Here is a 20,347-nt window from a genome sequence, read left to right as displayed (position 1 = left end):
TCCGTTTCAATTATTGGCAAATCGTGGCGGGTGATATAGCCAGCAATGGGGCAATCTGTTTCTAGTCATTCTTTGCTTTTCCAATGCTGTAGAGTACGCTATACAGCAATTCTCCCTGGTCAATTTTCAATCGGCGCCAACACACAGAGGCTACCCAGAAAAACCTGGATCGTTATTTGGTGACAATTGATGAAATTGAAGCCATTACTGGTGAGAAAATTCCAGTGGCTGATTATGCGAAACATGATAAGCCGAGTGTGTCGTGGATTATTCCACGAGGGTGTAATAAAGGTTAATGAAACACACTCTTTGAATTATAAAGATGTTGACACCGGTTGAAATTTTACTATTTTCAAAGTCTTATGCCGAAAATTGACTGACCAGCACAGCAGACAGAAAACCATCGTTAGTCCAGATAGTTATGGCTGATAGGAATGGTCAATTAACAATCGATACGTCTGACCAAATTCCAATCGGCGCCATCACTATGTTTATACACTTGACCTATGACGCCCCCCAACCCATACTCTAGCTTTAGTTAAGCGCCCATAAATTAAATATCATAGATTTTGTAATACAGGCTAATCAGTGGCTATAGAAAATAATACAAAAGGTAAATTGGTTCGCTGGAATGAAGACAAAGGGTTTGGTTTCATAAAGCCTGATAATGACAACGCTGATATTTTTATTCATATTTCGGCATTAAAGAGCATGAGCCGGGCACCTATAGTTGGTGATATTATCCACTATGAAACTGGCTTCGGTGATAATGGCAAAACTCGTGCGATCAACGCCAAAATCGAAGGCGTACCTCAAGCACTGGCTTTGGTCCCAATAGCTAGAAAAGCAAGACCTGAAAGGGCAAATCATCAGATACGTAATACGTATGTACACAGAACCACTCGATCAACACGCGCAAAAAGAGGAAGTAAAATTATTCCAATAATGCTGATCATAATGATTGTGTTTGCAACCTATAGCAGAATAATCTCTCAGAAATCCTATCCAGATAGCTCTAAGTCAGAAATAGCAAAAATAGCCGAACCACCCAAATTGGCTGAAGCGTTTCAATGCCAAGGCAAGGTGTATTGTTCGGAAATGACTTCTTATGATGAAGCGCTATTTTATTTGCGCAATTGTCCAGGCACAAAAATGGATGGCGACAATGATGGTGATCCCTGTGAAAGCCAGTTCTAACTTTTTAATAAAAGTTACCTAAGGTGGGGCTTGTTCATAAATGAGTGACGCAGTTCGACCCGTTGCGGTCTGTCATCCGAAGTGACTCAATGACAGCGACTTGACCGTTACCAGTCATTGATGCCGTCGCCGATGATATACAGAAAGGAAAATTAAATGCAGATCAATAAATTATCGTGTCGAAAATCATTTTTAGGTAGATATACAGTTAACTATTTAATTCCTTGTTGGGCATCATCATAGAAGCTCCTTCTAAGCGCAATTGATACCAGCAAAATTCGAAAAAACAACGCAAGGATTACCGTCACGATGCTAGAAGTTCTGCTCAGAGTTCACCGAGACCCCGACGACATTGATTTCAATTCGATTTGGGAGAATGGGCTCTTTGTCTTTGACTCGAACGTACTGCTGGATCTGTATCGCCTTCCTGAGTCCGCGAGTAACGACTTAATTGGTGTACTGCGAGATGATCAACTGCGCCAACGAATCTGGATTGGTTTTCAAGTGATCGTTGAGTTCTTAAACAATCGTCACGAGGCAATAAGCGATCAAAAGAACAAGTTCAATACAGTGAGAAGTCTTCTTGAAGAAGCGAGCAATCAGTACGACGAAGTATTCGAGAAACTGGCTGACGATCTGGGAAAGCTCAAGCTAAAACAGCGACACTCGCTCATTGATCCGGACAAATTCATCACACCAGCCAAAATCGCAGAAGGCAAATCTTTGATTGAAGCCTTCTTAAGCGAACTCTCTGTTTTGGAAAGCAAGCAGTCTGATGTTAATGATCGAGATCAGATAAAAGACGTTGTCCTTGAAATATTCGCCGATAAGGTCGGTGAAGGCTTCGATCGCAAGGAGCTAGAGGAAATCTACAAGGCTGGAGAAAAGCGTTACGAAAACAACGTCCCCCCAGGCTACAAGGATAAATCAAAACAAGGCTCCTATACGGTTGAGGACAAAGAGCTAATTAGAAAGTATGGCGATTTAATCCTCTGGAAAGAAATAGTAAGAAAGGCCAAGGCAGACGAAATTACTAGCGTTGTCCTTGTCACGGGAGACATCAAAGAAGACTGGTGGCTTGAAAAGAGAGGCAAGAAGCTCGGGCCACGAAAGGAACTTTTGAACGAAATCTACACTGAGGCGCCTTGTGTTCAGACTTTCTATATGTATGACACTGCCAGCTTCCTCAAGCACGCAAAATCACGCCTTAAAGCTAACGTTAAGGACTCCTCAATAACTCAAGCTAAGAATCTTATCGAGAAAACTAGGCAGAGCCGAGTCGTGGCAGAGGAGGGATACATCTTCGTACCGGAATGCATTAAGTTGGCTGCCTCGAACATACTGAAGTTGAGGGTTGGAATTGGACGATCTGTTCACAACCTTCCTCCTGTGCGACTTGATCGTGCAAATTTATTTCGCTGTTTGTGCGAGATATTCAGTAACGCAATCGAACATGGCGTTCACGAATACATCGGCGCTCAAGCCAAGGATAGAGAGGATACGATTCTGCTACGGTTCAAGAACAAGGTATCGCCGAACACTCCCATACCGCAGGTTGAGTCCGGGCAAGTAGTCTCATCCCCATTTCGCGGATTAGGGTTACAGGATGTACATGACCTCATGTCAAAGGAAGGGGTATCTGTCAGTACCGTTAGGACGGAAAAAAGCTTCACGGTGGAATTACATATTCCAAAATCAAAGTTCTTTCGTGATGCCACTCTGATGCCTGGCTAGGATTAAAACTACTTAATTTCCATCAGGCATGCCGCCCAACCCGTAGGTCAACACGGACCTCGCGCACAAGGTGCGCGAGGCCGATTACATTCAACGTTGAATGGCAGCTCATTGAATCCCTACCGACACTGAGCGCAAAGCTTCGGATGTCAACTAGTGGCCGAACTTGCTCTGTCAAACCCGAAAGGACAAAACCGACCCTAAGCCGCCAAAAATGAGTCAATATGCAACGACAAGAAATTGTAAAAAGCTGTCATCAAAATGTAGGTGCGATTAGCTTGCGTAATCGCACATTTCGAAGCCAACATACCTCCGATTACGCTATCGCTGACCGGAGCGGGCTGAAATAAATAATCGGGGGAAATGGTTTGAAAGAAATATCGAACTCTGTCCCTTTAACTCGCGTTCATATCATTCCTCTTTTCCGCAAAGAGGAATGAAGCAAGCAGCCCGCGAGGGGAGCCTAAATCGCCGGGTTTAAAAATGGACATGTCGCCAAACACCAAAAAATTGTCCTTAGCTCGTGAGACACCGACGTTCAGCATGCTGGGGCTGCGATCCATGAATCCGCCGTCTGCGTCCCGAGAGTAAGTTGGGGAGAAAATCACCAACAAACGTTCGGCCCCTTGCAGGGAATGAACGGTGCCGACGGTCATCTCACCATCTTCTTTACCTACACGGATGCCGCGATCCACACATGCCTCAGTAATAGCGGCGACCTGCCCACCAAATGGTGTTACCACACCGATGATCTCATGTATTTGTTTGCCATACTTGGCTTCCAGCCCGTCTCGGTGATGAACGATCCATTCTGCGATGGTCGCTGCTTCAATCTTGTTGGCCCTACTGCCGCCACGACGCTCACATTTGCCGTCAATATGAAGATAGCCCATTGCAGGTAATCCTGGCGCTAAACCACGTGGCCCGCGCTTCGGAATCAGCTTGTTGTGATAGCAAAGAGCATTGCAGTACCCCACGATTTCGTCATAGCAGCGTCTGTGCTCGTAAAGGAACATGCCTCGCGCCAAGTCCTTGTCATAGTGATATCGAGTGGCTTTTTGGGCGATTTCCATAACACTACCTGATGCTGCAGATTTTCCAAGTTCTGCAATTCTGTTGTAGTTGGCCTGAACATTAGCGTGCTCCATGATATTGGCTTTAATCAAGTTCCCGATATCCACCTGTGGCGTCATCCTCCAGATGGGCTCGATTTGGAGCGTGTCCCCAATAACGAGAGCCCGTTTAGCCAGTGAAAAAGATGCGCCCGCTACCTCAGGTAACACTTGCCCCGCCTCGTCAACAATTAAGAGATCAATAAAGTCGTAGAGATAGTCGGGTACGTATGCATTGCTGTTACGTTCATATCGGTTGACTTTCAACTCTTTCGGCAGCATGAAAAAAGTTGAGACCACACAAGGGGTCAACATCATTCTCCTGCGCCAGCGTTTTGTGACAGCAACAGCACCTGTTTTCTTTTTTTCTTCTGCCAATGTATTAAGTGCCCCCTCCATTTCAAGGAGCCAACGCGCCTCCCAGTAATGGGTTGCATGAAGAAATGCAGGGAATCGAATGGAAGTATCTGCCACTTTGTCACATGCGGCCAATGTCCTTAATTCGGGGGGAGTCTCCATTCCTAGGCAGTCGGTGGCATTCGCCCATTGAATTACAGCGTCACTGTGTGCCTTCATCACCTTCTTGCCACGCTGGAGATCAATCTTGAGGGCTGTCAGTTCCTCATTTATGCCGTCAGCATTGATTTGTATTTCATTCGTGAATTGATCGACGCTAGACCACTGTTTATCAGGGAAAGGAACCGGCCATAACCTTTTTAAGAAGCTCTTTGCGAGCAAAAGGCGCTTTCTATTTACGGGGGGCAGCCACGACAGCAGCGTGTATAACCATGACTCATTCCCGAGGAACTTTTCCCACCTATCCATCAATGCCTTGTACTCACTCAAGGCGTCATCTTTGACAGAGACCGCGCTTTGACGCGTTGCAAGGGTTTCAGCAGGCGATGTGCCAAGCTCCTCATACATTGCATGTGTAGCCAACTGCAATGGGGACCATGCTGTTTCGATGGCCTTCAATTTTCTTTCGGCGCCCTGAATCAACATTTGTAGCTGAGCACCAATGTCCTTAACTGAAGGCTGAATGAGGTCTGGATATGCAGTATTTGCGGCCTTCAAAAACTCATCCTTAGCTCGGGTGTAATAGCTCTGTTCCTCAACAGTGCTGAAAAATGATCGTGTTTGGTACTTCCCGGTGGACTGTTTTTCTTTACTCGCTGATGGAAAGTACGCGCCAAAACTCTTGATGTCGGGCAGCCAGCGCCCTGCAAACGGCCCGACGCCTGTCGAAAAATCTTTGGCAAAAGCGTCGATGATGTTTGTGACAGCTTGGTTATTTGTTGATGCTGCGGCAATCACAGGCGGATCGCCGCCATCCAACGCAGCGCGAACCCAATGCGAAGCAACAACCGATAGCAACATCGTTGTCTTACCAGTACCTGGCGGGCCATTGACTCCCAATATCTCACCGTGTTTGGATACAAGCTGGTGCGTCAAAGAATCGCGCTGCGCATCCGCCAATGGGTGGGTGTCTGAAGAATGTCCAAGTCGAAGAGAAAATCCTGAGCCGGGTGATAAACAAGGTTCTGGCGACTCAATATCTTCCGAAGTGTATTTCTCGAATAGAGGGGAAGATGGTGCTTGGGTCCTGATGTTATCGTAGAGCGCCAAAATGTGCGTGCTCGCCCCCACCACGTCGCTATCTTTAACGATGGTCCAACATTCGTCCATCTGGAATGGAGCCGTTTCCTCCGGCCAGCCTGCAGCGACCTTATTGAGCATCGCCTTGCAGTAATCCAAATATGCTAACCAACGTTCATGGTGCCATTCGTCAGCATCGCGTTTGCCAATCGTCTGTTTGTCAAATTTAGGCACATCGTGGTCAGTCAACCACACGTCTAAGTCTGTCACAGCCCCAACCGCAAAGGAGCCCTTGTCAAGTGGTTCCAAAATATCACGCGGGATGACAGTGTTTTCGTTCGGATAAATTCTCCCTTGACGATCCAGCACAGCTTGACTGACTATGGGCGTAACAACTTCGGGAATTCCACTTGATCTCGCTCTTCCATGCTCAAGATGGGAATGGTAAATGTAGGGACGGATGGTGATTTCTACTTCATCAACGTCTTGACCAGTCTGTTGGAAAAACTCCTGGATAAGTTCAGCACCCACCCGCCCATGTTGGAGTTCGATGCCCGGGCGCAGGTTCAGCTTTTCAATATCTGTTCTTTTGAGTGTACCTTTGCCTAAATCGGCATCGGCTAAACAGATGCGCCAATATTTGGCGTATGCAAGGCTTTTTTGTTGCATCTACATTCAATCCTTTTTTCAGTGGAGAATACATTTACGGAAATTGTCAATCTAGTGTTTAATTGCAAAAATTAGATGTTTTATTTTTCAAATTAAGTAATTGATATTTATAAATAAATTATCTGAAGAATACGATTCGAATTAATGCAATTAAGCACTAGTTGTCGCCTCAATGCAAAAATCTTATGCGGCTATTTTATCTTGATTATCGGTTTCCTAGGACTTAAGTTGTTTTGGATTTCGGACGCATTGGCCACCGAATGCAGCGATAATGACGCCGCCCAACATCTCAACGAGGCCAGGGCTGAACTCTTTCAATTAATCAACAAATCCCAACAAAGCGTCGCCTGAGCAACTACTCACAAAATATTTTCGCTTAAGCCCATGCCTGGATTGGAAAATACTGTTGTACATAAGCAAAAGTCGGGTAAAGTAGAGAACAGGATTCCGCTTACCGTGGGCTTGGTCTATCTGTTTCCGCCCCTTTCGTCCGGCGGAAAGCCGGGGGTCAGAAAGTCGGGGGTCAGGTCTTTCAATCAAGCATGTATAGCTAACATGGAAGACTGTTACCCATTCAATTGCTGTCACTCAAAACTGTACGCAGCAGTCCGCTTTTGGCCGACTGCTGCCGGTCACGGTGGTCAGCGATAGATCGTTACCCGATATTAACCAACGTCCATTTCTTGTCGATAGCTGGTGTTCGTGGTTCGCAAATTTAGTTCTAAAAAATATCAACACGAGCAGACAGCGGCTTGAAATTTTCATTCTTTTTGCAAAAACTATAAAGAACTATAATTGATTATAATTTTATTAGTCACATCAAGTTAGGCCGACTTTGTTGTTCTATTTCCAAGGTAGGACTAATCACAGCGATGCCTAAGCCAAGAACCTTAAAACTCTTAGACTCTGGTCAACCTGAGATCGTTACCCGTAGCCATTTCGTGATCGGCGACAACACTTAGCAGTTAAGATTGATTAACTAGTGAATTATCTAATGACTGATAAACCTTCAGCTGGCCTTCTAAGTTGGAAATCAAACTCCCTGCTGCGGCAGCGGCTTTGCTGACCTTTTCCAAATCGACTTTAACTTCTGTCAATTCCAGAGCGACAGATTCATAACGAACGCTCAATTTTGCAAGCTCAACATTTTTGTCAAAAAGTTCAGCATCTTTTTGTTTTAGCGCTTTGTCGTAGATTTCCTGTGAGGACTGCTTTCTCTCAGCCAGTGCGGCATTTAGTTTTTCCAGATCGGCTATTTTCAGTTTCAGGTCGGTAATGGAAAGGGTCAGATGCTCGTTATCTTTCGATAACCCCATATTGAGTTTTTCAGCGTTATTGAGCTTGTCTGTGATTTGAGTAAGGTCCAGGTGTTTACTGGAGAGATCCTTTTTCATGGCTGTCAAAGCATCCTCAATCTGCTCAATTTTCGCCTCCTGGTCTTCGGAAAACTTGAAGGCTTCCTCAACCTTGGCCTTATTGATTACTTCCGCCTGTTTCAAGGCTTCACGTTGGATTTCAAGTTCTGCGTCAGCGATGGCCTTGGCGGCATGCCATACCTTCTTGACTAGGTCCTCCCCGGCTGTGGCCAACTCCCGAGGTAGGTTGACCACAGCCGGGAGCGCTTCAGCCTTAATTGCCTGTGCCTGATCCGTGTCGTTCCAGCTGTTCAGGTACTTGGTGATAGTAGTCATGCTACCTCTTCCCAGTTGTCCCCGCAATTTTATAACGGTGGGCCGTTCGCCCTGGCCGGCCATATCGATACAGGCGGCGTGAACTTCTTCTTCAGTGAGTCTAGAGCTGGCCATTTCATAGGTCCTAATCAAGTTGAGCTGGATCAAGCTTACCATAATATTTTATAACAAAATCAAATAATTACGTAATTATGTTATTATGATAATTACATAATATTAAGCTTGGCCGTTCTCGCAACCTTTATGAAAAATCCAGGAAGGGCTTGACTTAGAGTGTGATGTAGAATCCAACCTGAGTATGTTCTTGCTAGACGTAAAACAACTGAGAATCGTTGGTTTTCTACCTCGATACGCTATAAGTCGATGACAATCGGTGCATTGACAGGCCGGTACCTATCATCGCAAATTGAAGCATTGATGAAGGTTGTGCCGCTGTGTTTCAGCACCCCATAGCCCTCATGGATATGCCCGAAAACATGTACTTTGGGCCTGACCCGCTGTAAGGCTGCTAGTAAGTCATCACAACCGACGTGTTCACCGCTAGGGATCTGGTCCAGGATGCCGCAGGGTGGCGAGTGGGTGATGAGCACATCAATATCATTGGGGATTTTGGCCCAGACATTGGCAAGCTGGGGTCCGCGCGGCAGATTGAAAGCCCAGTTCATAAACTCAGGTTGCCAGGGGGAGCCCCAAAACTTCACTCCCTCTATTTCAACGCCACTATCTTCCAAATAGATCGCGTTTTTAACCAGCAATTTGGCCGCTTCACGGCCTGCGTCAGCCAGCACCCAATCGTGATTCCCGGCCACCAGCAGCTTGTGCCGGTGGGGCAGCCGCCCCAGAAAACGGTCAAAGAGCTCAAGTTCATAGTCATGACCGCGAAGGCAGACATCGCCGGCAACAATCAATACATCGCCCTCCGGGACCTGTAAAGCCTGGGGTGGGAAATGGGTGTCGGAAAGACAAACGATGCGCATGCCTTGGCTGGGCTTAGATGTCAGCTGCATTGTTGCATTAGACAGGACCTGAACTGAAGTTTCTTTTCGCGCCTGCACACGGCTCTCTTCTATTGTTAAGCTCTCGTTTTCTTCACAGATTGTCATGATTGCTTCCATAACGTTGTGCAACATTTTAATTTTTGTCGCACAACAAAAGATTTAGTTTCCTACCGCTAACAATATTGATCGCTGACATCAATTTCATCGTTAGCCTCATTGGCTGATTTCCAGTATTTCCAAACATATTCAGCATCACTCGTAATGCCAGGTTGTCCCTCCAACTGATAAACCCGACCACTGCTTGTCGAGATACGCATTCGCTCACGATCAAAAGCTTGAATAGACGTTGATGCCCTGCCACTTCGCAATAGGGGAATATAGCCCACTAAATGCCGCGTCCGTTCTTCCGAGCCGCAGCACAACACTTCTCGCACAGACCATCTGATTATGTTTTCCGGGTATTCGTCGGGGGGATCGACGGCATAAATAGTCATCGTGTTATCCTCAAATTAAAAGTGATATTTTTATTTCGAATGCAATAGCGATGGTTTTTCCATCCAGCATTTTTTCACCAAGGGGTTCTTAATGCCCCATCATGATCTTAGGTTAATGCATCAGTCGGTATTCGTGAGTCACATCAACCTCATCTCGAACCTCATTCAGTGCTTTCCATTGCGCCCAGACATATTCCGCGTCGGGGTCGAAACCGGGCTGACCTTCGAGCTGGTAAATGCGCCCGCTCGTCGTTTTAATGCGCATCGTTTCGCGATCGAACGACTGGATCGCGGACGTAACTCGGCCCGCGCATTTTCGGGCTATGTAGCCGATTAAATGGCGGGATTTATCATGGGAGTCCTTGAATAGCGCTTCGCGTATAGACCAACGCACAATTGTTTCTTTAGGTTCTTCGTAGATTGGGGCTACACTAAAAATAGGCATCACAATTCTTCCTCTGGGTTTAACACTATCACGCGGGTTGAAATCCTCTGGACTCATGTCATATCGGCCATTGCCCGAGGATTTTCCAGCTGAGTTTCTGAGAACGGCATTGCCGCAGGCAGCGATCAACTCTTTCTGCACAAGTCTTGGTTCTAGCTCGCACTCAATGATTTTACTGACGACTGTCGACGATAAATCCTCATTAAATTGCTCTCCCCAGGGATAATTTTGCCGGATTTTCTGGTAAATCGAACGCAACACTTTTTCCATTTCCTTTTGTGTGGGTCGTTTGACTTCAATCACGGTAAAGCGTGAGAGGATGGGCTCTGGAATTGACTCGGCCCTGTTCGCGGTCCCTGCCCAGACGATATGGGAGCAGTCGGCGGCAATCTCTAAGGCCTCATCGACAAAGGCGGCCGAAGTTTCCTTTTCTAATAATTGATATAAGGGACCTAGCGGATCATAGCGTTGATCGCCGCCGGATTTGTCGATCTCATCAACAACGATTAATGGATTTGCGTTGTGACCGCGAGCCAAGGCTTCCACAATGCGTCCCGGCTTGCCTTCCGACCAGCCCGATGACATCCCACCCAATACAAACCCCGCCGTGATACCGGATAAGCTGATCAGTTCGAAATGAGTGGAAACCAGCTTGGCCAACTCATGGCAAAAGGCTGTTTTCCCAACCCCGGGAGGACCGGTCAATAACAGTGGATTGGCCGAAAAGATCACTTGATCCGAAAGCTGCGCCAGCGCAAATTGCTGACGGTAAAAATCGATAGCATCAGAGAAATTTGGAAATGACATGCGTAATTGCTCAAGCTGTTCAGGGATATCATTGGGTAAGATGGCTAAAGTTAAAAAGCCATCCGTTTCACCCAAATAATCAATGTAGCGCTGATGATTTCGATATAAATTACTTCTTTTCTCGTGAATATTGAGCACGGCATGCATTTTGTCGATATCAAAGACTTCAATGACATCGGGCATTTGCGAGGAATCGATTTCTTTTTCCGGTTCATTAACAGCGGCTTTATGTTTTAAATAGTGCCGGAGCTTATTATTTTTTGCGTGCGAATACATAAATAGGTCATTTATTGGTGATTCAGCTCATTCTCTGATTTATCGTATTTATCGGTTATGTCTATTTCATAAATGATGCGGCTGACTTTTTTAAAACCACTCCAAATTTCTTCGGCTTCATCAGTAAGTCCAGAGCTGCCGTATAGTAAATACAATTTGTCTCTATTCTTGCAACAGATCAGCTGTTCTTTTAAATAAAATCGTTTGATGCATGCAATATCAAGCCTGCGACAATCAGGCGCATAACCGACCAAATATGACTCATAGAAATTGCAGTGTTTGAATACAACTTTTCTAATCGACCAATCATATATTTCTATCATATATACTAATTTTATTAATATTTGATAATATTAAATATGTTATAATAATCATTATTTTATGTTTTTTTTTAAATTAAAATTTTTGACAAGTCATTACAATAATAAATACACACCAAAAACTGATGCCTGAGCTGCATTACAAATAAAACAATATGTGCTTAGTATAATCAGAAAAACTAAAAAATGAAACTTATAGTACGTGAACTTTTAGTGAGTGCTCTTATTAGCTGTGGACTTAAAGAGGTGTGATTTCTAGTATCGCTTCAATGAAATCAAGTGTGTACTAAAGAAAATGATCGATAATCAAGATGTTTGTGTACAATTTGGCAAAAGACTTTGTCGTCTTAGAAAAGAAAAAAAGTCATGGTCTCAAGAGCAACTTGCTTTGGAAAGCGGCTTAGCAAGAAGTTACGTTAGTGGCGTTGAAAGAGGAATTCGAAATATTTCGTTGAAAAATATTTGTAAACTCGCTGAAACACTAGAAATAAGCCCAACTGAACTTCTTATATTTCCAGATGAGTGATAATTTGATATTTATTAATTTGCAACATCTTCTAGGTTAGAAAAATGTCAGACTAAGTCTACCGGACAAAAGAAGGTAATGGAGAAAAATCATAGATTATTCTTGATACAAGCAGAGTTATTCTGTAGCAAAGTTGGGCACATCCAATTGACTGTGACGAAACCCACACAACCTTAAAGTCAATTAATATGTTCCTGGATAGTTTAAGGCCACTATAGCAACGCATAAATCAGAGCTTATTAGCTACAGGAGCTTTTATCTTTTTGTAAAGAATTTCGTAGAAATAAGAGCAATTATTTACATTAAAATAAAAGTATTTTTTAAAAAAATAACAAACTATCCTTTTTATTCATATACTTATTGTATAATAAATATATACATAACAACTCTCAGGTGAATTTAACCGTTCTAGGAGCCCTGTTGCCCGGTGAGACCCTTTGCCGTTATTAACAAGTAACAACTTGGGAGTAATTAAAATGGATAACGATACCTTAATAAATCAAGCGCGGCGTCTATATGCCGTATTACATGTCAAACAATATATGCGAGCTATAGAAAACAAAGCTCAGTTTGATCGTCTGGACCGCTTGGTAATGTGGGCTTATTGCCGTTACCAGCGTCGGTTAAATCGCTGTGTTTTGTGTTATCAGCATCGGTTAAGCGACTGTAATCGGGAGTTTTTGGGACATAAACGGAAGTTTTGCCCCGCGAGCATCCATCATTCACATGATCTAGAATCGATGGCTAAGGACGCATAAGAGAAAAAGGCGTAATCCTATCGAACGCTAACGTTAAACACATCGGTCAAAACGTCGGCAGACCTTTTAGATTCTTGTTGTGTTTGAGTATTACAAAAACGACAAGATCGGTTCAATGTTCCGATCGACCGTTTGTCACCGTATAGTCCGGTTGGGCCGAAGCCGTGTAAAAGCCCAGCTACGAGCTTTTCAAAGTAATACCTACCTACTAATAGGCGTTCATACGTATTCTTATTGCGTCCAAGAACGTGTATTTTGATTAAAAATGAAAGATAAATAAGTAATCTCTATCTCTTTCATCTTTACTTTATTTCAGTCCCATAAATCAGCTATTCATGATTGTTATGAATACCGCAATTGCACTTAATAACCCAGTCAGCTTTCGATGTAATCAGCGGGGCGCCACCCACATCTAATCATTCAACGATAAGTTTCTGGAAATTCATATGCAGAATTACTATCCACCGGAATATAAAAAGCTTCAGTTTCATTGCATTCATTGTGCTGTCTATTCCGTACATTCTTGGCAGAATTTTTATTGCTGGAATAAATTGCACGCCGGGTATTCTATTCATAAACCCCTTGAATATTGCGTTTGCGAACACTGCAAAAAATGGTCGTACTGGTACGATGAGCGCATGATAGTCCCTTCAGTAGCGCTTGTTCCGCCGGCTCATATAGACATGCCGCAAGAGTGTGTTGCGGACTATGACGAGGCAAGAGGTATTGTTGATATTTCTCCCAGAGCCGCATCGGCTTTGCTGAAACTTGCGCTTCAAAAAGTGATGATTACGCTTGGGGAAGAAGGTGAAAATATCAACAAAGATATCGGAAGTCTTGTTGAGAAAGGATTGCCTGTTGAGGTGCTGCAAGCTCTCGAGTCTTGCGGCATTGCAGGGAACAATGCGATTGATCCTGATGATATTGAGATAAGCAATACATCGGAAATCCCTTATAACTTGTTTAATATCATTAACTTTATTATTGAGGACAGAATATCAAGGCCAGTGCATCTTCAGTCCCTCTTCGGGCAGCTTCCGGAAAGTATTAAAAGATTTGCCGAAAAACACGATAGGTTTGAGACTTAATTTTACGCCGGGTTCTGTCGCGTTAAATGCGGCGAATTAAATTTGATTTTGTCGGTTGGCTTTTGAATGGCCGGTATGAAACAAGAGGTTTAATAGCTGAGGAGCCATTATCATTAACGGTATAACTGTTGTTTGGTTGCAGTTTTTTGCTTGTCTCTTGCTGGTGGGTTTTGCAGGCGTCAAATTGACCGTTTATGGTGACGCCATATCCGATAAAACCGGCTTAGGCGGCAACTGGATAGGCTTTTTGTTGATAGGTATAGTCACTTCCGTTCCTGAGTTAGCCAGCGGAATCAGTGCGGTAACTATTGCCGATTCACCCAATCTTGCGGTTGGTGCTATTTTTGGCGCCTGCATTTTTAATCTGGCTATTATCGTGATCCTGGATCTGCTGTATCGCAGGGATTCTATTTATCATTCAGCCAGTCAGGGACACATTCTTTCCGCCGGATTCGGTATTGTAATGATCGGTTTTAATGGTTTGGGGATGAATATGGCATTGAACGGGGAAGCCTTGGCATTCGGTCATGTCGGTGTCTTCAGTCCCGTCATATTAGTTTTGTATCTGGTCGCCGTTTATACGGTTTTCAGTTACGAAAGCCATCAGATCAAGTTATATACCGAAAAAGAACCCGATGCTTTTCCGCATCTTTCGCTGAGCGCCGTTATCGTACGATATATAGCCGCGGCTTTAGTCGTTATAGTTACAGGTATTTTTTTACCGGTGGTGGCAAAGCAAATTGCGATGATTATGCATTGGCAAGAAAGTTTTGTAGGTACCTTGCTGGTTGCTTTCATCACTACCGTTCCGGAAATGACTGTTGCGGTGACGGCGGTTAAAATCCATGCCCTGGATATGGCTATCGGCGGTATTTTTGGAAATAATCTGATGAATAACGCAGTGCTTGCGATTGAAGATATAGTCTACAAAAACGGGCCGATTTTTTCCAAGATCTCACCGGTCCATGCCGTATCGGTGGTGACGTCATTAATCATGACGGGTTTTACCATCATTGGTTTGTTTTATCGTCCTGAGCAACGCATATTGAAAATGATAGGCGTAATTAGCTGGGTATTATTATTGCTCCTGTTGATAAATTCGTACTTCATGTTTATCAATGGTCAAACCGCCTGATCGAGCGTATGCGATGGTTTTTGTAAAGTTTATTATTGAATGCAACGATGACAAACTCCGTTACGCAAGATAACAAGCCGCAACATTATTTGCTGATTGTTAATGATCGTGTCGCGGGACGAACACGGATCAAGGTGCCCGGTCTATACCGGAACGATCGCATGCGCGCGAATCTGGAATCGAGATTAATAGTTCTTGATGAAATCCGACTGGTGCGCGCCAATACGTTGACGGGTAATCTTCTGGTTGAATATGCAGCGCCCCACAATACCCGTGAAATGCCTGCCGGTATTGCTCAATTGCTCGAAGCGGAATTGGGCTATCCGATCATTCGCCATACCGAAACCATCGATCGTCCGCCGAAAAAGATAACCGAACGAAAACCTAAAAAAGCGCGGCGAAGACCTGAAGTCACAGAATATCCAACTCAGCCGCTACAGCTATGGCATACGTTTTCAGGTGTTCAAGTCATCGACTTTGTACAGGGTAGTGAACAAGGACTGACTCAAGAGGCTGCCGCACAAAGACTGGTAAAGTACGGATATAACCTGTTATCCGAACATGTCAGGCGATCCTCTTTGCAAATGTTTTTACAGCAATTTGTTTCCGCTCCGGTGGCGATGCTCGGTGTAGCGGCGGTTGTTTCATTGGCTACTGGAGGCGTAGCAGATGCAGCCGTTATCTTGATCGTTGTCTTGGTCAATTCAACGATTGGTTTTGTGACCGAAAAATCGGCGGAAAAAACTATTAATGCCTTGGGTCAATTGACTCCGGAAACAGCGACAGTGATTCGTGGCGGAAAGAAACTGGAAATTTCAATGTCGGAGGTGGCGTTAGGCGACATATTGGCCCTGGCTCCAGGCTCTTATATCGCCGCCGATGCCCGTTTGTTGGACAGCCATCGCTTAACCCTGGACGAATCGCCTTTAACCGGCGAAAGTCTTCCCGTCGTCAAAAACCACGAGTACCTGGGCAAAGAGGATACCGCTTTAGGCGATAGGCAAAACATGGTTTATATGGGAGCGACGGTGACCGGCGGGAATGGCCGGGCGATAGCGGTTGCCACCGGCCGGTATACCGAAATCGGCAAAATTCAGGATCTGGTGGGGGCGACAAAAACGCCGGTAACGCCGATGCAGATGCAAATCGACGATATGGGCATGCAGCTGGCCTTGCTTAGTTCGGGCATCTGCGTACTGGTGTTCGTTGTCGGCCTTTTGCGCGGCCGCCCATTACTGGAAATGCTGATGTCGTCTATTTCCCTGGCGGTCGCTGCGGTTCCGGAAGGGTTGCCGACAGTGGCTACATCGACCCTTGCGCTTGGAATCAAGGCGATGAAGAGCCGGAAAGTGCTGATTCGCCAGTTACCTGCGGTTGAAAATCTGGGCTCGGTACAGGTCATTTGTCTTGATAAAACCGGAACACTGACGCTAAATCAAATGAGCGTTGTGGCGCTGCAAACCGTGCAAACCGGCATTAAAGTCAAGGAGGGCGGCTTTTATCAAGGGGACGCTAAAATCGATCCTTACCGGACGGATGAAACCTTGCAGCGCATGATGGAAGTACTGGTGCTTTGTAATGAATCGACGCCTGCTGAAATGGGCGCCTGCTTCTTGCGAGGTTCGCCTACAGAGAACGCACTGCTCCAGATAGCGATCGATGCAGGCGAAGACATCCATTTTTTAAGAGAGAGTCGCCCTGCTGTACAAGTGGATTACCGAGCCGAGGACCGGCCTTATATGGTTACTGTTCATGCTTTGGAAGACGGGGGATTTTTTACGGCCGTTAAAGGCAGCCCTTATGAGGTCCTCGAACTTTGCCACAGATGCAGCATCAATGGTCGCCTGGAAGTTTTGTCCGAGGATCAGCGCAAATCGATTTTAACCTGGAACGAAAGGCTTGGCGCCGATGCTTTGCGCGTGCTGGGCGTAGCTTATTGCATTACCGGGGATGTAAGCGGCTATCAACAGCAAACTCTCATTTGGCTGGGATTGGTCGGCATGGAAGATGTGATCCGCTCCGGCATGGAAGAGCTCATGGCCCAGTTCCATGATGCCGGTATCGAAACGGTGATGATTACCGGCGATCAAAGCTCGACGGCTTTGTCTGTCGGCAAAAGGCTGGGCTTGAATGGTATTGATAAACCGCTGGAAATTATCGATTCAGGTCATCTGGACAAACTGGATCCCTCGGTTCTTGCGGGTTTGGTGAATCGCACCACAATTTTTTCCCGCGTGAGCCCGGCTCACAAGCTGCTGATTGTGGAGGCATTGCAGCGTAACGGAAAGGTTGTTGCGATGACCGGTGACGGCATTAACGATAGTCCGGCGCTTAAAGCCGCCAATATCGGCGTCACGCTGGGCGAAAGAGGGACCGATGCAGCGCGTTCGGTAGCCGATGTCATTTTGGAAGACGATGACCTGAAAACCATGGTGACTGCGATACGCGAAGGCCGGGCTATCTATGACAATATCCGTAAAAGCCTGCACTTTCTGTTGTCGACCAATCTCGGCGAAATCGAGGTGATGCTGGTCAGTGCTGCGTTGGGCGGGGCCGAAATTCTTAATCCGAGGCAGCTATTGTGGATGAATTTAATCACCGATATCTTTCCCGCTCTGGCTTTGGCAATGGATCCGCCGGAGTTCGATGTGCTCAAGCGACCGCCGCGTGATCCGAATGCAGCCATTGTGAGTCGTAGCGACTATACAAAATTGATTCGGGAATCATGCATCATTACGGCCGGGACTTTAGGGGTTTATGGTTACGGCGTTCTGCGCTATGGCCCCGGACAAAACGCCAGTACCCAAGCTTTTATGTCGCAGATAATCGCTCAGTTTTTGCATGCTTATCGATGCCGCTCGGAGCACACCTCTATTTTTGATTTAAAGAACCGTCTCCCCAATCGCTATCTCGATACCGCAGTCGGCTTGTCGGTATTGATGCAAGTGCTTGCAGTGACTTTGCCGTCTTTGCGTAGGCTGCTAAGGCTGAGCCCGGTAGGCGTTTTCGATATGATTGCCATTCTGGCTGGCGCAGGATTGCCGTTTATTGCCAACGAAGCTATAAAAGGGATCAATAAAAACACCTTTAATCAGGATAATAAAAAATGATCACTGACTTTGTTTTTACCTCTCAATCCGTCACTGAAGGCCATCCCGACCGGCTCTGCGATACCATCAGCGACGCTATCGTCGACGCCTTCCTCCGGCAAGACGCTACCTCCAGAATTACGTCGGAGTGTGCGCTGTCAAAGAACGTATTATTTCTGGCGACACGGTTTGCAAGCGAAGCGATTGTCGATATTCCAGAAATAGCGCGCTCCATCATCAAGACTGTCGGTTACCGGCTTGAGGACTTCAATGCCGAAGAATGTACCGTTGTGGCAAGTCAGATAGAACAATCGAAGACACCGCGGGAAATGATTTTCTCAGGCGTTGAGGATGGGGAAATAGACCGGGTTACCGTCTCCCATCAAACGACGGTTTTCGGTTACGCTTGTAGGCATACTCCGGAATTAATGCCGCTTCCCATTACTTTGGCTAATCAATTGGCGAGGCAATTATCCGAAACCAGGCGACATGCGATGATCGATTATTTGTCACCGGATTGTACTTCCCAGGTGGGAGTTGAATTCGCGAATGACGTCCCGAGTCGAATCGACAGCATTACCCTGATCATCGGTTGCGAAGATCCCGATTCACTGCCTGCTTTTGCACTGATCGAAGAAGATCTTCGGCACAATGTCATCAACCCGGTTTTTCGAAACGCGGCTATCAAGCCGGATAATTTGACCCGCATTACCATTAATCCCAACGGCCCTTATATGCGGAGCGGACCCTCTGCCCACTCGGGCATGACCGGTCGAAAAACAGACAGTGATACTTACGGAAGTTTTGCAAGGCATTGCGGAGCGGCTTTGAGCGGCAAGGGGCCTTCACGTATCGACAGGGTTGGGGCCTATGCGGCCCGCTATGCCGCTAAAAACATCGTGGCAGCGGGTCTAGCGGAACAATGCGAGGTTCAACTGAGTTACAGTATTGGCTTTCCCGGCCCGGTCAGTGTTTATTTGACGACGAAAGGAACAGGTGTTGTCGATGATCATGAAATTCGGAAGCGGCTGCTCAGGCACTTCGATTTCCGCCTGGGAGCCATTGTCAGGAATTTGGAATTACGAGAGCTTACGCAAAAAAATGACGGTGTCTTTTATCAAAAATTGCCCGTCGACGGTCACTTTGGCGCTAATGGTTTACCTTGGGAAAAGACTGACAAGGCCGAATTGCTTGCCGAATGAAAGTCGCCTATGGCTGCAATGAGCTAGTACTCAGTCAATCTTGTTTTGTCGTGTGATAATTTAATGTGGGAGCGGCTTTAGCCGCGATTGTCGCGGCTAAAGCCGCTCCCACATAGCCTTCTTCACTCGACATTATAAATTTGACTGAGTACTAGGAGTCGTAGTCGGCATGATTGTTTGGATTAAACGTTTCCTCGTTTTCTTCTTTTAATAATCTAAAAGCATACCAAAGTAGGCTGGATGCGGCTCCTAGAAGATGGCCTTTGGTCATCTGACGAACGGCCAACCCGACTAATGCCAGAAACAGTAATGAGCGTCCGTCAAGCCGGCCTCGACTGAAATCCATCAGCGACTCGTCAAGGCGATTGAGGCTTAATGAGGTGAGCTTTGGTATAGGCAGATAGGGAAGCGAAAAAGTCTCCTCCTCCGGTTGTTCAGTGATCGTGAACAGCCCGTTTGTTTGAGCAAATTCGGCAATTTTCAAGAAACGGGTTCTCGTCCTGTGGCAAATTAAAATACTTGCCGCAGGAGGGTTAAGTTGCAGCTGGGTGATGCCGGGGCAGTCGGCGAATAATTCTGCAATACGGTCAAAATAACCGATGTCGCCTCTTTTTTGCGGAATCTTCAGCCTGACGCGTCCCGGTAATTGGTGCTTAATGTACGCAGTAGGATGGTTTACGTTGCCGCTCATAAATCTTCTTTATGAGTTGACGGCTCGCCATGCTCTGCAGGTTCGGTCTGATCTATTTCGCTTTCACTTAGCAGCTCGGCTCTGGCCTCGGCAAAAATGTCTTCAAGTTCTTCGCTGGTTTCGGACATCAGCTCTCGTCCTTTTTCTGCCAGCAGTATCCCCGATTTAATGGCGGCGCGGATTGTAGGACGGGCGGCTCTGGCGAGCGCCGGCAACGCGGGAATCACCGCTGTCGCCAAGACAGTGGCTCCAATACCGATGGCGATACCCAAAGGAGTGCCGGTTTTAGTAAAGTCATCTATTTTCATATTCAGTTTTCCGTCGAAATCGTACCAGGCAGTCGTTACTTGGAAGTTTCGGCTGCCTGCCCCTTTGTTTTTAAGTCCACATTGCTATAGATAGCTCCTTCCGTCAATAAGTAATTATGCGTATGTTATTGTTTGTAAAAATGATTATTTAGTTGCTGCCTGCTCAAAGAGTTTGTTAATAGTCAAGAAATGCTCTATAAAGCAGGTGGAC

15 protein-coding genes are annotated in these 20,347 nt (G+C 45.9%); 7 read left to right on the top strand and 8 right to left on the bottom strand.

The window, feature by feature from the left end; genetic code table 11:
* The first annotated feature begins 588 nt into the window (after window positions 1-588).
* Together V7051_RS13945 and V7051_RS13940 are read left to right on the top strand one after the other, a co-directional pair.
* Window positions 589-1,197: a cold shock domain-containing protein gene (locus V7051_RS13945; RefSeq protein ID WP_333875768.1), complete on the top strand. Its 609-nt coding sequence runs from the start codon at window positions 589-591 to the stop codon at window positions 1,195-1,197.
* A 309-nt stretch (window positions 1,198-1,506) separates the two neighbouring features.
* On the top strand, window positions 1,507-2,931 hold the full coding sequence (locus V7051_RS13940; RefSeq protein WP_333875767.1) for a PIN-like domain-containing protein: 1,425 nt from the start codon (window positions 1,507-1,509) through the stop codon (window positions 2,929-2,931).
* A 395-nt stretch (window positions 2,932-3,326) separates the two neighbouring features.
* Here the strand turns inward: V7051_RS13940 and V7051_RS13935 are convergent, their stop codons facing one another.
* The 6 genes from V7051_RS13935 to V7051_RS13910 form a co-directional block, all read right to left on the bottom strand.
* Window positions 3,327-6,308: a DEAD/DEAH box helicase gene (locus V7051_RS13935; RefSeq protein WP_333875765.1), complete on the bottom strand. Its 2,982-nt coding sequence runs from the start codon at window positions 6,306-6,308 to the stop codon at window positions 3,327-3,329.
* A 965-nt stretch (window positions 6,309-7,273) separates the two neighbouring features.
* Window positions 7,274-8,113, bottom strand: coding sequence for a DNA-binding protein (locus tag V7051_RS13930; RefSeq protein ID WP_333875763.1), 840 nt, complete (start codon window positions 8,111-8,113; stop codon window positions 7,274-7,276).
* Window positions 8,114-8,352: 239 nt separating this feature from the next.
* Complete coding sequence (locus V7051_RS13925) at window positions 8,353-9,102, bottom strand: metallophosphatase domain-containing protein (protein WP_333875761.1); 750 nt, start codon at window positions 9,100-9,102, stop codon at window positions 8,353-8,355.
* Window positions 9,103-9,170: 68 nt separating this feature from the next.
* Window positions 9,171-9,491, bottom strand: coding sequence for a hypothetical protein (locus V7051_RS13920; RefSeq protein WP_333875759.1), 321 nt, complete (start codon window positions 9,489-9,491; stop codon window positions 9,171-9,173).
* A gap of 112 nt (window positions 9,492-9,603) precedes the next feature.
* Window positions 9,604-11,019, bottom strand: a complete 1,416-nt coding sequence (locus V7051_RS13915) for an AAA family ATPase (RefSeq protein ID WP_333875758.1) — start codon at window positions 11,017-11,019, stop codon at window positions 9,604-9,606.
* An 11-nt stretch (window positions 11,020-11,030) separates the two neighbouring features.
* Window positions 11,031-11,342: a hypothetical protein gene (locus tag V7051_RS13910; RefSeq protein ID WP_333875757.1), complete on the bottom strand. Its 312-nt coding sequence runs from the start codon at window positions 11,340-11,342 to the stop codon at window positions 11,031-11,033.
* 292 nt (window positions 11,343-11,634) lie between these two features.
* On the opposite strand from V7051_RS13910, the gene V7051_RS13905 reads away from it, so the two are divergent.
* The 5 genes from V7051_RS13905 to metK all read left to right on the top strand — a co-directional run bounded on the left by V7051_RS13905 (window position 11,635) and on the right by metK (window position 19,137).
* Window positions 11,635-11,865, top strand: coding sequence for a helix-turn-helix domain-containing protein (locus V7051_RS13905; RefSeq protein ID WP_333875756.1), 231 nt, complete (start codon window positions 11,635-11,637; stop codon window positions 11,863-11,865).
* A 1,204-nt stretch (window positions 11,866-13,069) separates the two neighbouring features.
* Window positions 13,070-13,711: a DUF4145 domain-containing protein gene (locus V7051_RS13900; RefSeq protein WP_333875754.1), complete on the top strand. Its 642-nt coding sequence runs from the start codon at window positions 13,070-13,072 to the stop codon at window positions 13,709-13,711.
* A 136-nt stretch (window positions 13,712-13,847) separates the two neighbouring features.
* Complete coding sequence (locus V7051_RS13895; protein ID WP_333875752.1) at window positions 13,848-14,846, top strand: sodium:calcium antiporter; 999 nt, start codon at window positions 13,848-13,850, stop codon at window positions 14,844-14,846.
* A gap of 47 nt (window positions 14,847-14,893) precedes the next feature.
* Entirely contained in the window at window positions 14,894-17,956 is a 3,063-nt protein-coding gene (locus V7051_RS13890; protein ID WP_333875751.1) for a cation-translocating P-type ATPase, read from the top strand.
* Window positions 17,953-19,137: a methionine adenosyltransferase gene (gene metK, locus V7051_RS13885; RefSeq protein ID WP_333875750.1), complete on the top strand. Its 1,185-nt coding sequence runs from the start codon at window positions 17,953-17,955 to the stop codon at window positions 19,135-19,137. Before V7051_RS13890 ends, metK begins: the two co-directional genes overlap by 4 nt.
* Window positions 19,138-19,288: 151 nt before the next feature.
* Here the strand turns inward: metK and V7051_RS13880 are convergent, their stop codons facing one another.
* Complete coding sequence (locus V7051_RS13880) at window positions 19,289-19,828, bottom strand: HMA2 domain-containing protein (RefSeq protein WP_333875748.1); 540 nt, start codon at window positions 19,826-19,828, stop codon at window positions 19,289-19,291.
* Window positions 19,825-20,136, bottom strand: a complete 312-nt coding sequence (locus V7051_RS13875) for a DUF5132 domain-containing protein (RefSeq protein ID WP_333875746.1) — start codon at window positions 20,134-20,136, stop codon at window positions 19,825-19,827. Before V7051_RS13875 ends, V7051_RS13880 begins: the two co-directional genes overlap by 4 nt.
* Window positions 20,137-20,347: the final 211 nt, after the last annotated feature.

The sequence above is a fragment of the Methylobacter sp. genome (assembly GCF_036845245.1).
Taxonomy (GTDB): domain Bacteria; phylum Pseudomonadota; class Gammaproteobacteria; order Methylococcales; family Methylomonadaceae; genus Methylobacter_A.
Note: the sequence above shows the minus strand (reverse complement) of the source record. Positions and strands in the feature narration are given on the sequence as shown.

Coding starts and splice junctions, on each gene's coding strand:
- V7051_RS13890 (WP_333875751.1), top strand. CDS start 14,894: ATGACAAACTCCGTTACGCAAGATAACAAGCCGCAACATTATTTGCTG.
- V7051_RS13880 (WP_333875748.1), bottom strand. CDS start 19,828: ATGAGCGGCAACGTAAACCATCCTACTGCGTACATTAAGCACCAATTA.
- V7051_RS13930 (WP_333875763.1), bottom strand. CDS start 8,113: ATGGCCAGCTCTAGACTCACTGAAGAAGAAGTTCACGCCGCCTGTATC.
- V7051_RS13910 (WP_333875757.1), bottom strand. CDS start 11,342: ATGATAGAAATATATGATTGGTCGATTAGAAAAGTTGTATTCAAACAC.
- V7051_RS13905 (WP_333875756.1), top strand. CDS start 11,635: ATGATCGATAATCAAGATGTTTGTGTACAATTTGGCAAAAGACTTTGT.
- V7051_RS13900 (WP_333875754.1), top strand. CDS start 13,070: ATGCAGAATTACTATCCACCGGAATATAAAAAGCTTCAGTTTCATTGC.
- metK (WP_333875750.1), top strand. CDS start 17,953: ATGATCACTGACTTTGTTTTTACCTCTCAATCCGTCACTGAAGGCCAT.
- V7051_RS13935 (WP_333875765.1), bottom strand. CDS start 6,308: ATGCAACAAAAAAGCCTTGCATACGCCAAATATTGGCGCATCTGTTTA.
- V7051_RS13920 (WP_333875759.1), bottom strand. CDS start 9,491: ATGACTATTTATGCCGTCGATCCCCCCGACGAATACCCGGAAAACATA.
- V7051_RS13925 (WP_333875761.1), bottom strand. CDS start 9,102: ATGACAATCTGTGAAGAAAACGAGAGCTTAACAATAGAAGAGAGCCGT.
- V7051_RS13940 (WP_333875767.1), top strand. CDS start 1,507: ATGCTAGAAGTTCTGCTCAGAGTTCACCGAGACCCCGACGACATTGAT.
- V7051_RS13915 (WP_333875758.1), bottom strand. CDS start 11,019: ATGTATTCGCACGCAAAAAATAATAAGCTCCGGCACTATTTAAAACAT.
- V7051_RS13875 (WP_333875746.1), bottom strand. CDS start 20,136: ATGAAAATAGATGACTTTACTAAAACCGGCACTCCTTTGGGTATCGCC.